At 44.7% G+C, this 13,281-nt stretch carries 13 protein-coding genes; 10 read left to right on the top strand and 3 right to left on the bottom strand.

The window, feature by feature from the left end; translation table 11 throughout:
* Positions 1-499 precede the first annotated feature (499 nt).
* From AB4375_RS17780 to AB4375_RS17790, 3 genes are read left to right on the top strand one after another with little or no spacing between them, the layout of a single operon-like run.
* Positions 500-721, top strand: coding sequence for a FeoA family protein (locus AB4375_RS17780; RefSeq protein ID WP_004734203.1), 222 nt, complete (start codon positions 500-502; stop codon positions 719-721).
* The gene (feoB, locus tag AB4375_RS17785; protein ID WP_017061939.1) at positions 722-2,995 is read left to right on the top strand and encodes a Fe(2+) transporter permease subunit FeoB; all 2,274 of its coding nucleotides are present in this window, start codon (positions 722-724) and stop codon (positions 2,993-2,995) included.
* Positions 2,992-3,222: a FeoC-like transcriptional regulator gene (locus tag AB4375_RS17790; protein ID WP_017061938.1), complete on the top strand. Its 231-nt coding sequence runs from the start codon at positions 2,992-2,994 to the stop codon at positions 3,220-3,222. The genes feoB and AB4375_RS17790 overlap by 4 nt, the downstream gene beginning before the upstream one ends.
* Positions 3,223-3,354: 132 nt before the next feature.
* Here AB4375_RS17790 and AB4375_RS17795 read toward each other — a convergent pair whose 3' ends face one another.
* The gene (locus tag AB4375_RS17795) at positions 3,355-3,783 is read right to left on the bottom strand and encodes an HIT family protein (RefSeq protein WP_372052180.1); all 429 of its coding nucleotides are present in this window, start codon (positions 3,781-3,783) and stop codon (positions 3,355-3,357) included.
* Positions 3,784-4,195: 412 nt separating this feature from the next.
* Positions 4,196-5,929 (bottom strand): arginine--tRNA ligase, encoded by a 1,734-nt coding sequence (argS, locus tag AB4375_RS17800; RefSeq protein ID WP_017067376.1) that lies wholly within the window; start codon positions 5,927-5,929, stop codon positions 4,196-4,198.
* Between the two features lie 347 nt (positions 5,930-6,276).
* Here argS and AB4375_RS17805 point away from each other — a divergent pair, with 347 nt between their 5' ends.
* The gene (locus AB4375_RS17805) at positions 6,277-6,873 is read left to right on the top strand and encodes a VOC family protein (RefSeq protein ID WP_017070298.1); all 597 of its coding nucleotides are present in this window, start codon (positions 6,277-6,279) and stop codon (positions 6,871-6,873) included.
* 315 nt (positions 6,874-7,188) lie between these two features.
* Here the strand turns inward: AB4375_RS17805 and purU are convergent, their stop codons facing one another.
* Positions 7,189-8,022, bottom strand: a complete 834-nt coding sequence (gene purU / locus AB4375_RS17810; protein WP_372052181.1) for a formyltetrahydrofolate deformylase — start codon at positions 8,020-8,022, stop codon at positions 7,189-7,191.
* A 301-nt stretch (positions 8,023-8,323) separates the two neighbouring features.
* On the opposite strand from purU, the gene AB4375_RS17815 reads away from it, so the two are divergent.
* The 6 genes from AB4375_RS17815 to AB4375_RS17840 all read left to right on the top strand — a co-directional run bounded on the left by AB4375_RS17815 (position 8,324) and on the right by AB4375_RS17840 (position 13,248).
* Positions 8,324-8,524, top strand: a complete 201-nt coding sequence (locus AB4375_RS17815; RefSeq protein ID WP_017062381.1) for a hypothetical protein — start codon at positions 8,324-8,326, stop codon at positions 8,522-8,524.
* A 160-nt stretch (positions 8,525-8,684) separates the two neighbouring features.
* Positions 8,685-10,613, top strand: coding sequence for an ATP-dependent DNA helicase (locus AB4375_RS17820; RefSeq protein WP_372052182.1), 1,929 nt, complete (start codon positions 8,685-8,687; stop codon positions 10,611-10,613).
* A gap of 59 nt (positions 10,614-10,672) precedes the next feature.
* Complete coding sequence (tsaB, locus tag AB4375_RS17825; protein WP_017062379.1) at positions 10,673-11,374, top strand: tRNA (adenosine(37)-N6)-threonylcarbamoyltransferase complex dimerization subunit type 1 TsaB; 702 nt, start codon at positions 10,673-10,675, stop codon at positions 11,372-11,374.
* 72 nt (positions 11,375-11,446) lie between these two features.
* Positions 11,447-11,752, top strand: coding sequence for a hypothetical protein (locus AB4375_RS17830; RefSeq protein ID WP_017062378.1), 306 nt, complete (start codon positions 11,447-11,449; stop codon positions 11,750-11,752).
* A 35-nt stretch (positions 11,753-11,787) separates the two neighbouring features.
* A complete protein-coding gene (locus AB4375_RS17835; RefSeq protein ID WP_017070299.1) occupies positions 11,788-12,348 on the top strand; it encodes a Slp family lipoprotein in 561 nt (186 codons plus the stop codon).
* Positions 12,349-12,396: 48 nt separating this feature from the next.
* Positions 12,397-13,248, top strand: coding sequence for an alpha/beta fold hydrolase (locus tag AB4375_RS17840; protein WP_372052192.1), 852 nt, complete (start codon positions 12,397-12,399; stop codon positions 13,246-13,248).
* The last annotated feature ends 33 nt before the right edge of the window (positions 13,249-13,281 follow it).

Consider the following 13,281-nt stretch of genomic DNA (forward strand, 5'->3'; position numbering starts at 1 on the left):
GAGATACGAGATACGAGATAAATGGGGAGTTTAAAAAGGTTGTTGGGATAAAACAAAGGGAAGAAAAAAAATATCGTGGCATAGCCGGGGGGACTATACCACGGGTGCCAACGACACCTTCGCTTGCTGCCGGAGTGATATAGCAAAGCCATATCACCTCTGGAATAAAATTAAAGAGAAGTAGTTTCTCTTCGATGGAGTAACTATACGTCCAGCTACTTATTTTACTTATAAAATTAACGACAGATACCTATGAGAAAACCGACATTGTCTCAAGTGATTGATAATTAATGATTTGTTTTTGTTTGGGAGGGTTTGTACTAGTGAGGTAGTTCTCGCTAGTTGTTGAAAGTAACGTTTTTGACGTAAACGTTTTTAACGAAACTTACGAGTATGTATTTTCGAAAACATTGATTTCACACAATAGAATTGTGGGCATGTATGTGTATCATGGCGTTAATAACAATCTTTCTCATTATCAGTCACGAATTGGGTACTTATGAAACTCTCACAACTAGAGCAAGGAAAGGCGGCTTCTATTGTTGCACTAACAGGTTTAACACCAGACGTAAGGAAGAAACTTATGGTCATGGGTATGTTGCCAAAAACCGAGGTGACGCTTATCCGCCGTGCACCTATGGGTGATCCGCTTCAAGTTGAAGTGAGAGGTGTTTCTATCGCCATTCGTGAAAGCATTGCAGAACAAATCGAGGTTATCTAAATGGATTATCAAGTTCTTACCGTTGGTAACCCGAATAGTGGTAAAACAACACTGTTCAACGCACTGACTGGTGCTAAGCAGCACGTTGGTAACTGGGTTGGTGTCACTGTTGAAAAGAAGACGGGTTTATACTCGCACGCTGGTGATCAGTTTCAACTAACGGATTTACCGGGTATCTACGCACTAGACAGTGGTAATGATGCGAACAGCATCGATGAGTCTATCGCGTCTCGCGCTGTTTTAACTCACCCAGCAGATGTGATCATCAATGTTGTCGACGCTAACTGTCTAGAACGAAGCTTATATATGACATTACAGCTGCGTGAGTTGGGTCGCCCAATGATCGTTGTGTTGAACAAAATGGATGTATTAAAGCGCGAACGTCAGGTGATTAACCTTAAAGCACTAGAAAAAGAGCTAGGTTGCCCAGTTCTAAGCTTGTCTGCAAACGATAAAGGTCAAGTGGTTCGCTTTAAAGAGCGTCTGCATAAACTGCTTGTTCAAGGTGTGAGCCTTGACCCTATCTCTATTGATTACGATGCCGCGTTAGAAGCTCTTATCCCTTCTGTTGAGTCACAATTTGATGATGCTGACGTATCTCACCGAGCGCTAGCGATTCGTGCTTTAGAAAATGATTACTTGGTATTGAATGGTTTAGCCCCACAAACTCGCACTCAAATTGATAGCGTGCGTCTTGGTGCCGATTTCGATATTGACCTTGCTGTTGCTGACGCTAAATACACTTTCTTACATGACCTTTGTAAACGTGTTCGTCGCAGCGAAGGCAAACTAAGCCGTAACTTTACAGAGAAAGCAGACCAATTCATTTTGAACAAATGGGTCGGTATTCCTTTCTTCTTCGTTATCATGTACCTAATGTTCATGTTCTCTATCAATATCGGTAGTGCGTTTATCGACTTCTTCGATATTGGTGTTGGAGCAATATTAGTTGATGGTGGACACCACTTATTAGATGGCCATTTACCAGTTTGGTTAGTCACTGTACTTGCTGATGGTATTGGCGGCGGTATCCAAACGGTTGCGACCTTTATTCCTGTTATCGCAGCGCTTTACCTATTCTTAGCGGTACTAGAAAGCTCAGGCTACATGGCTCGTGCTGCATTTGTACTTGATAAAGTGATGCAGAAGATTGGTTTACCGGGTAAAGCATTTGTCCCACTTGTACTGGGCTTTGGTTGTAACGTGCCTTCAATCATGGCAACTCGTACTCTTGACCAAGAGCGCGAACGTAAACTAGCAGCATCAATGGCGCCGTTTATGTCATGTGGTGCTCGTTTACCGGTATACGCACTGTTCGCGGCGGCGTTCTTCCCAGGTGCAGGACAAAACGTAGTATTCGCTCTGTACATCATGGGTATCGTTGCTTCTGTATTTACGGGTTTGTTCCTGAAAAACACGATCTACCCAGGTAGCAGTGATAGCTTAGTGATGGAAATGCCAGATTACGAATTGCCGACAGTGCAAAACGTAATGTTGAAAACTTGGCAGAAGCTGAAGCGTTTCGTACTTGGTGCAGGTAAAACAATCGTGATGGTTGTGGCTATTCTTAGCTTCCTAAACTCTCTAGGTATGGACGGCAGCTTTGGTAACGAAGATAGCGAAAACTCAGTACTGTCTAGAGCAGCTCAAGTTGTAACACCTGTATTCCAACCAATTGGTATTACTGAAGAGAACTGGCCTGCAACGGTTGGTATCATCACAGGTATTTTCGCTAAAGAAGCCGTTGTTGGTACATTAAATAGCCTATATACAACGCCTTCTGATGAAGAAGCAGCTGAGTTTGACTTAGCAGCAAGCCTGCAAGAAGCGGTAATGACGATCCCTGAAAACCTAGCCGGATTGAGCTACTCAGATCCATTAGGTATTGAAGTTGGCGACTTGTCTGACTCTAATTCTGTAGCAGCTGACCAAGAAGTCGATACCTCTATCTTTGGTAACTTGAAAGACAAGTTTGTATCTGGTCATGCGGCATTCGCTTACTTGATTCTTATCCTGCTTTACACGCCTTGTGTGGCCGCGATGGGTGCTTATGTTCGTGAATTTGGTCAGACGTTTGCACGCTTCATCGCGGTTTGGACGATGGCTCTTGGTTACTTTGGTGCGACGTTCTACTACCAAGCGGCAAACTTTGCTGCGCATCCTGTGACAAGTGCAGTATGGATGGTGGCGATTGCTGGTGGTTTTGTGGTGACGTATCGCGTCTTCAAGAAAGTGGGCAGTAAGCAGAAAGCACTAGAGGTGCAAGTCGTATGATTTTAACTGAACTTCATCAATACATTGATAGCCACGGCGTTGCGGCTCGTAAAGAGCTCGCTGCAAAGTTTGGCATGAGTGAAGATGGCGTCGATGCGATGCTGAGTGTTTGGGTCAAGAAAGGGAAAGTTTCTCGCTTGGTCGATACGAATAAGCATGGTCATACAACGCGTATTCGCTACACCATCAGCAAACAAGATGGTTTGTCGCTTAACGTGATGATGTAGTTCGGTCTTCAGACTCTCGTTGAAAAAGGCGAGATTAGAAAATGACAAAGCCGCTTATCTAAGATGAGCGGCTTTTTGTTATGTGTCTTTTCTGAAGTGTTTTGCTTTAAAGCTCAATGAGATGAACTCGAATTATGCTTTCTTGAAGATAGAGCTCAGTGACAGAACGTTTTGGATACGAGTCAGGATAGCGGCTTGATCTTCTTCACTGCGCTGTTCACCTGTGGTATTGCCCCACACTGGACCAGGCCATGCAACATCATCTTTGAAACGTGCGATATGGTGGATGTGCAGTTGTGGAACCATGTTACCTAGTGCGCCTAGGTTGAGCTTATCTGGCTGGAACGTCGCTTCTAATGCTTGGCTTACTGCTTGAGATTCGTGTAAGAACTGCTGTTGTTCTTTCATTGGTAAGTGGTGCAACTCTTTTAGGTTGGCACGTTTTGGTACCAAGATAACCCAAGGCACTGCGTTATCTTTGTGTAGCAGGGCTAAGCTCAGTGGAAATTCGCCGATAAGTGTGGTGTCTTTCGCAAGTTGCGGGTGAAGTTCGAAGCTCATGATCTTTCCAATTAATTGTTTTACATGAGTATAAGGTCGGAGTTTGAATGTGGCTAGGGCTTACGTTCTCAATAAGCAGATTCCCTATCACGTTCGTCCCTCACTGTAGGGAATGATGGTGAGAAGAGGGATAACGATTTGGTGTGGTTTGATGGCGCATCATTGATGTTGTCTTGGATTCACTACACCTATTCTCGTCATCTCCTAGAGCGACGAATGAGCGTAATAGGAGATCTCTTGCTGTGTAGGTTAGCTAATCGCTTAAATAATCGAGTAAACAAACCTCCAGACAAAAAAAAGGTTGACGCTTTCACGTCAACCTTTCTAATTTTCTCGAATCTCGAATCTCGAATCTCGAATCTCGAATCTCGAATCTCGAATCTCGAATCTCGAATCTCGAATCTCGAATCGCTTACATGCGCTCTAGAGTGTCGATACCTAGAAGCGATAGACCTTGCTTGATCGTCTTCGCTGTTAGTGCAGCAAGCTTCAGACGGCTCTGCTTAACAGCTTCGTCTTCAGCAACTAGGATAGGGCACGCTTCGTAGAAGCTAGAGAATTGACCAGCTAGTTCGAACAGGTAGCTACACATGATGTGTGGTTGACCTTCACGAGCAACAGACTGAACTGCTTCTTCAAACTGTAGAAGTTTCGCGATAAGTGCTTTCTCTTTCTCTTCAGTGATTTTGATTTCACCTTCAAGAGAGTCCATAGAAATGCCAGCTTTAGCAAATACAGAAGCAACACGAGTGTATGCGTACTGCATGTATGGTGCTGTGTTGCCTTCGAATGCAAGCATGTTGTCCCAATCGAACACGTAGTCAGTAGTGCGGTGCTTAGAAAGGTCTGCGTACTTAACCGCTGCCATAGCAACAGTGTTCGCGATCGCTTTCTTCTCGTCTTCTGCTAGTTCTGGGTTCTTAGATTCGATTAGCTGCGCTGCACGAACTTCGGCTTCATCAAGAAGATCAGCAAGACGAACAGTACCGCCTGCACGAGTCTTGAATGGTTTACCGTCTTTACCTAGCATCATGCCGAATGCGTGGTGCTCAAGAGAAACAGATTCTGGGATGTAACCTGCTTTACGAACGATAGTCCAAGCTTGCATTAGGTGCTGGTGTTGACGTGAGTCGATGAAGTAAAGAACGCGGTCTGCGCCTAGTTCTTCAAAACGGTATTTTGCACAAGCAATGTCGGTTGTTGTGTAAAGGAAGCCGCCGTCGCGTTTCTGGATGATAACGCCCATTGGGTCACCATCTTTGTTTTTGTATTCGTCTAGGAATACAACTTGTGCGCCGTCATCTTCTTTAGCAAGACCTTGCTCTTTTAGGTCAGCAACAATAGTTGGAAGCATGTGGTTGTACATGCTTTCGCCCATTACGTCATCACGTGTTAGAGACACGTTTAGACGATCGTAGTTGCGTTGGTTTTGAATCATTGTTACGTCAACAAGCTTCTTCCACATCTCTGCGCAGAACTCGTCGCCGCTTTGCAGTTTAACAACGTAGCCACGTGCTTTAACTGCGAACTCTTCGTCTTCATCGTAGAGCTTTTTAGATTCACGGTAGAAGCCTTCAAGGTCAGCAAGTTCCATTGAAACTTCACCAGACTCAGCCTGAACGCGCTCAAGGTTTGCGATAAGCATACCAAATTGAGTACCCCAGTCACCGATGTGGTTAGCACGGATAACGTTGTGGCCTAGAAATTCTAGAGTACGAACTACTGCATCACCGATGATAGTTGAACGTAGGTGACCAACGTGCATTTCTTTAGCAACGTTTGGCGCAGAGTAATCCGCAACAATAGTTTGCGTTTCAGCAACGGCAACACCAAGGCGAGAGTCAGCCAATGCTGCGTCTGCTTGTTTGGCTAGGAAAGCTTCATCTAGGAAGATGTTTAGGAAACCCGGACCTGCGATTTCAACTTTAGACGCGATACCGTCTAGGTTTAGAACGTCCAATACTTTTTGAGCAAATTCTCGTGGGTTAGTGCCTAGTCGTTTAGCAACGCCCATAACGCCGTTTGCTTGGTAGTCACCAAACTGTGGTTTTGCAGATTGACGAACAGCAGCAGGAGAGCCTGCAGGTGCGCCAGCGGCTTCTAGAGCCTGAGATACTTTGTCATTAATAAGTGCTTGGATATTCACACGCGTTTCCTTCAATTCAAGGATGATAAGAGTGGCCGTTAATTCTTGGTCATTAAATTGGTTAATTATGCTTCTAGTTAACGATTTAATGCCAAAATCAGCAGCAGACTCTGTTTAAGTTCACAGAAATGGCGGTAATCATACCAATTTTGTGCGGTTTCTTATAGGTCGAATTGATAGAAAATTAACATTTCCTGAGTGGTTTTTGACAATCGACTTTTAGCAAGACGCGTTTGCATGTTTAAGGAGCGAAAAGAACATAGTTATTGAGTGTTTTTTGTAAAAGCAACGCTTGTTGCAAAAGGCAAAACTGATAACATGCAGCCATTATTTGGAGAACACAGACAATGATGATGAGCCTGAAGCAAGCTGAACTAGAACCACAACAAATGATCGCCCGCCTTGATACTTTTATGGCAAAAATCGAGAGCCTAGGAAATACATTAGGTTTGGATTTAAGCTTTGCTCAAGCGGATCATATTGCGCTGCGAATCAATGACACTGAGCTAGCGAAATCTGCCCATCAAGCGTGGTCTGAGTACGGCTCTATGATTTCTGAGGCGATGATTAATGGTCGTCCAATTGTGGTGTTGGCTTTCGATGAACCCTTGCAAAGCCTTGGCTGGAAAATTGAATGTTTGGAGCTGCCATATCCAGCAGAAGGTAAGATTTACCCAAGCCAAGATTGGGAACATGTAGAGTTTGTGATTCCTTCTCATGCCCAAACAGCTGATGAGTATCTAGCGGATCTTAAAGAAACTTACCCGCAGTTCGCTGCTAACTTTGAAACGCTGGGTGAGCAAGGCGTTAAGATCAAACTCTCTAGCCCGAAAGGCGAGGGTGAACGCTTGAATAACCCAACAGTGGCTTTTAAACATCAAGGGATTTGCATCAAGCTGCATCCACACTCTTTGAAGAAGATTGTGGAATCAGAACAGGCTTAATTTGAATAGAGAGTTGCTAGGAAAGAGATTCCTGATCTCGCCTTGGCTCGTCGGAATGACGGGGTGTTCGATGAAATTTGCCAGAGTCTATCTTTGGATAGTGACAGACTGAGCGTTCGAGAGCGTATGTTAGAGCCTATAGCTCGAAGGTTCATCACCGAGTTCGTCATTCCCGATAGCGACGAAGGAGCGTAGTCGGGAATCTCTCAAAGCGAGTCTGATCATCAGATACAAAAAACGCGCGATGGGCTTTCCCTATTGCGCGTTTTTTATTGGGTTCTAACTGGAAGTCTTACCGGAAATCGAATATCCGATTTACAGAATTACAGTCTTGTTGCCGTAAACAAACACATGATCATTGATCACCTTGTTTAACGCCTTACTTAATACATTCTTCTCTACGTCACGACCGGCTTGTGCCATGTCTTTCGCGCTGAAGTTGTGATCCACAGGGATAACATCTTGCTTGATGATTGGACCTTCATCCAAATCATTCGTCACAAAGTGTGCCGTTGCGCCAATGATCTTCACGCCGCGCTCATACGCTTGTTGGTATGGCTTCGCGCCAATAAATGCTGGCAAGAAGCTGTGGTGGATATTGATGATCTTGTGGTGGTATTTTTCAACAAAACCTGGTGTCAGCACTCGCATGTACTTAGCCAAAACAAGGTAATCCGCCTCGTACTGGTCAATCACTTCTAGCATCTTTTTCTCATGTTCTTCACGGTTTAGCCCTTCGTGAGAAACATGGTGGTAAGGGATGTCAAAACGCTCGGTTAGGCTTTGTAGAATGTCGTAGTTACCGACAACGGCCGCAATTTCAACGTCTAAGCTGCCATCGAAGTTCTTCATTAGAATGTCGCCAAGGCAGTGTGCTTCCTTGGTCACGAGTATCACAACACGCTTGCGAGACGAATCAACAAGCTTACGTTTCGTATTTGGTGGCAGGGCTTGGTCTAAATCGGCAAGCAAGGTTTCATCATTGAAATAGCCTTCCAGCTCGGTGCGCATAAAGAAGTGGCCACTTTTGTTATCTACGAACTCATTGTTGTGAATAATATTGAGTTGGTGCTTATAACAAATATTGGTGATCTTAGAGATGAGGCCGGGGGCATCAGTACAATGTGTTAGTAAAGTTTTTCTTTCCATTTGCATCTTACTTCCATGAAATGTTGCACTTATTATATGAAATCGGGATTCTTCAAATTTAATGCAGGCCGTCGAACGGTGAACTGAGCCGCAATATCACCGTTATAATTAATCTATTATCAAGTTGGTTTCAACAAATTCTGCTGCTCATTTATCGCTTTGATAAATTGTTTGATATAGAAATATCAGTTTTTAGATAGAAAAACAGGCAGAAGCTTCATTTTTAAAAGTTTTGACCGTAGTACGCATTTGAACTTCAACCGAGGCATTTACGCCTTGGCCAAAAATAGAGGTGATACTTATGGATAAAGAGTTACTAGCCAAAAAACTGTACTGCAAGCGAGTGAATTCATTGGCGAGAGGTACCGAATTAGATGGTCATGTTCTAGATGAAATGTGGGAAAGTAAGACCTCACCAACCGATGCAGCGAAAGCCATACAGCCTGGTGATAACCATTTTGAAGGTGCTCCTTGGCTATCACGTTATCTCAGTCGAAAATAAAAACGATTCTCTAATTCCTACTTCTTCAATTCTTACCTTCAAGGTAACTTAAGCCACGTCAAGCCAAACCAAACACCTCCGGTGCGAAGTCATTCTTGATTCGCGCCGGCTCACTAAACCTGCCATAATTCTCCTTCTCTTTTTCTAAACTTCGTACTCTATGATATCTAAAACGTTTTCTGCTGATGGCGCTCTGGGCAAAGCTATCCCTGGGTTTCAACCAAGACAAGCTCAGTTAGACATGGCTGAAGCGGTTTCACAAGCTATTGAAAATCAAAGCCAGTTGGTTGTTGAGGCTGGAACAGGTACTGGTAAGACGTTTGCTTACCTAGTGCCTGCGCTGCTTAGTGGCAAGAAAACCATCATTAGTACGGGGTCTAAAAACCTTCAAGAACAGCTGTTTCACCGAGATTTACCCTTGATGGTCGATGCGCTTGGCTTTTATGGTCAAGTTGCGTTGCTCAAAGGACGTTCAAACTATTTGTGTTTGGACAGACTCAGCCGCCAAATGATCGAGAGTCATGGTGCTCATACCGATCCAACGCTGCTGGCTCAGTTAGTCAAAGTTCGTAGTTGGTCGTCATCCACTCAAACGGGTGATTTAGGCGATTGTGATGATATCGCTGAAGACAGCCCGGTTATTCCAACCATTACCTCGACCAATGATAATTGCTTGGGTAAAGAGTGCCCAAGCTATACCGATTGCTTTGTGCTTAAAGCGCGTAAAAAAGCGATGGATTCCGATGTGGTGGTCGTAAACCACCACCTTTTCCTAGCTGATTTGGCGATCAAAGAAACCGGATTTGGCGAATTGATACCTGAAGCTGACGTGTTTATTTTCGATGAAGCACATCAACTTCCTGACATCGCCAGCCAGTACTTCGGACAATCGGTTTCCAGTCGACAGATCCAAGAGTTAGCCAAAGACATTGAAATTGCTTACCGAACTGAAGCCAAAGACATGCGTCAGCTACAGAAAGTAGGGGATAGGCTCGTTCAATCGTCAGCCGATCTGCGTATTGTGCTTGGTGATACCGGCTTTCGTGGTAACTGGCGCGAAGCTTTGAAATCCGAGTCGATTGCACGCGAGTTAGTTCGTTTGCAAGATGCTCTGCAACTTGCTGTTGATGTATTGAAGTTAGCACTTGGGCGAAGCCAGCTGTTAGATACCGCTTTCGAACGCGCAAATATGATTAAGTCGCGTATCGAACGTGTGTGCGATGTGTCGATCACTGGCTATTCGTATTGGTATGACACTACACCGCGCCACTTTGCTCTGCATATCACACCGCTTTCTGTCGCCGATAAATTCCACGAACAGATTGAGCTGAAGCCGGGCGCATGGGTGTTTACCTCAGCAACCTTGGCGGTGTCGGATGATTTCGAACACTTTACTTCTCGATTAGGGTTAAAACCGTCGGCACAGTTTTCACTGCCGAGCCCGTTTGATTATCCGAATCAAGCGCGCTTGTGTGTGCCTCGTTATCTTCCAGAACCGAATAGCTCCGGTCTCGCGGATAAGCTAGTAAGAATGCTGACTCCTGTGATTGAGCAAAACCAAGGCCGCTGTTTCTTCTTGTGTACTTCACACAGCATGATGAAAGAGTTGGGGGAGCGATTCCGTGAAACCCTCTCGGTTCCCGTTCTATTGCAAGGTGAGACAAGTAAGCAAAAAACCTTAGCCGAATTCATGGAATTAGGTAACGCATTGCTGGTGGCTACAGGTGCTTTCTGGGAGGGGATAGATGTTAGGGGCGACGCATTAAGCTGTGTTATCATCGATAAATTGCCCTTTACAGCCCCTGATGACCCTTTACTTAAGGCTCGAATCGAGGACTGTAAGCTAAAAGGGGGTGATCCTTTTGCACAAGTACAGTTGCCAGACGCTGTGATTACCTTGAAACAAGGTGTCGGCCGATTGATACGTGACAAGCGCGATAATGGTGCTTTGATTATTTGCGATAACCGATTGGTGACTCGCGATTACGGTGGCATATTTTTGGCGAGTTTACCGCCTATCCCTCGTACACGTGACTTAGGGGTCATTAAAGAATTCTTAGCTAAAGACCATTCAACCGCTGCTGAGTAATTGGCATTGTTGAGTTTAGCCATTATTTTTAGATTAGATAACGAATATTTGAGACACAAATGAGCGCGAAAATTCTTGCAGTAGATACCGCAACTGAAAACTGTTCAGTTGCATTAGTAATTGGTGACCAGGTGTTCGCACGTAGCGAAGAGGCTCCTCGAGACCATACGAAGAAAATTCTACCTATGGTGGATGAAGTACTGAAAGAAGCGAATGTCGCTTTAACCGATATCGATGCTATCGCGTTTGGCCAAGGCCCAGGCAGTTTCACGGGTGTGCGTATTGGTATTGGTATTGCTCAGGGCTTGGCTTTTGGTGCGGATTTACCAATGATTGGTGTCTCTACACTGGCAGCGATGGCGCAAGGCAGCTACCGTAAATTTGGTGAAACTCATGTAGCAACAGCGATTGATGCGCGTATGAGCGAAGTGTACTGGGCTCGTTACAGCCGCGAACAAGATGGTCGTTGGACTGCGGTTGATGCCGAATGTGTAACGCCACCAAGTGAACTGGCTGCGCAGTTAGAAGCAGATTCTGAAATATGGGCGAAAGTCGGTACCGGCTGGGAAGCTTATGCCGAGCATATGGATACACTTGCGATCAACACCAAAGCGTGTGAAGTGCTATTCCCAGAAGCTCAAGATATGGCGTTCCTTGCTCAATTTGCTTACGCAGAAGGTAAAGCGGTTGCAGCAGAAGAATCTGAGCCAGTTTATCTTCGTGACAAAGTGACTTGGAAGAAACTGCCAGGTCGCGAATAATTTTTACAAGGTTCTGATGCAAATTAGGTCTAAATGCGTATTATTTAGATTTGAGAGGGCAGATATTTAGTCATGGTATCAATTAACAACTTACCTCCTTCTTCGATAGGCAGCACGTCTAAGCCGAATCGAATTAAAAAGAAGGAGCAGGCAAAAAAATCTGATGCTAGCACTGCGGTTGGGCAACCGACTAAGGTGGCTAATGCTGTTTCTCACTCTATTCGTCAAGTTAAAGAGTCTGAACTACACAAGGCTCAAATCCAGTATGATCTTCCAGAAGGCCGAGGACGTAAGGCTATGGAAGAGTATATGGATGTAATGAATCAGGCGAAGAAAGAAGAACTTGCAAAGCTTATCGGTGTCGATATCTACATCTAGAGCTTCTTATTAATGCCTGTTTAAGGACCAGAACCATGTCAAATTATCTCTCTAAATTACGCTTAATAGCCCTTTCTCTTGGTGTCTTGGTACTTGCCGGGTGTTCATCACTTCCTAGCGAACTTGAAGCAAAATCAGAGCCTGTAATTAGTGATTACCAACAGTGGGTCGACCAACTACCGGAGGCGAAAAGTGTTCGATTAGGTGGCGTTATCTCTAAAGTGACCAACTTGAAAGATAAGACTCGAATCGAAGTTGCTAATATGCCGATTTCGAGTAGCGGTAAGCCAGACCTAGACGCAGAGCCAAGCGGACGTTTTGTTGGTTATATTGAAGGGTATGTTGAGCCTCTAAGCTTTGCAGAAGGTCGTCTGATTACTTTGGTTGGTCAGTCAAGCGGGAGTGAAGATGGAAAAATAGGGGAATACCCTTACACCTTCCCTGTAATGAAAGTGGACAACCAACGACTGTGGAACATTACTGAGCGCGTTGTTGTTAATGATTTTGCACCAACCTACTACTCGTGCAGAAGTTTACATTGTCGCAGTTTTCAAACGATGCCAAGACAAGGTCGAGTGATACAGGACGTAGAGTAATTAACTTTTTAGACGTTGATTGCGCAAACAGATGGAACTAAGTGTTTGATGATTGAAAAGTCATACTCCCTCGCGAGCGGGACGCTTGCAACACAACAGATTGGCAACCCACAAACGACCGCAACGACGGTCGTTTTTATTCATGGGTGGTTGGACAATTCGTCCAGTTTTAACCAGGTTATGCAGCAAGTCGCCAAGTTTGCGCCCAATGCTCACCTTATTGCTATCGACCTTTTCGGACACGGCTTCTCGTCGCACAAATCGGGAAGTTACTACCCATTTCATGATTATATTGATGACTTGCATCAGTTGGTGACTAAATTATCGCCAAACAGACTGGTACTGGTAGGACATTCACTTGGTGCATTGATCGCAAGTTGCTATAGTGCCGCCTTTCCTGAAAAGGTGTCAGGATTAATTCAAATTGAAGGTCACGGACCTCTTTCAGAAGCTCCCCAAGAAACGGTTTCTCGCTTGAGAGATGGGGTACTCAGTCGTCTTCGACAGCGAAGAAAGCCTTCACGTCCTCTGGCAAGCCTTGAGGATGCTATTAAGCTGAGAGCTCACGCCAATCAAATCAATGCTGAATTAATTGCTCCTATTGTCGAGCGAGGAATTGTCGAGTTAGATAACTCTTGGCAATGGCGATGCGACCCTAACCTAAAATGTGACTCGTTATATCGAATGTCACAGGCGCACGCTGAAGCGATCATGGCGGCTATTGAATGCCCTCAATTAATAGTTTTAGGAAATGATGGATTCCGACATTTGCAGCATAATCGCTACAAATCAGCCCATAGTTCTCTGAATATAGAGACTGTTCCTGGCGGACATCATTGCCATTTAGAGAGCCCGGAGCTAGTTTCAGAGCTAATTCTTGGTGTAGTTAACAAAATTTAAACAAGTGTTTGAGCCTTTTAGTGCTCATGCACT

Source organism: Vibrio sp. 10N.261.51.C6 (assembly GCF_041471785.1).
Lineage (GTDB): Bacteria > Pseudomonadota > Gammaproteobacteria > Enterobacterales > Vibrionaceae > Vibrio > Vibrio crassostreae_C.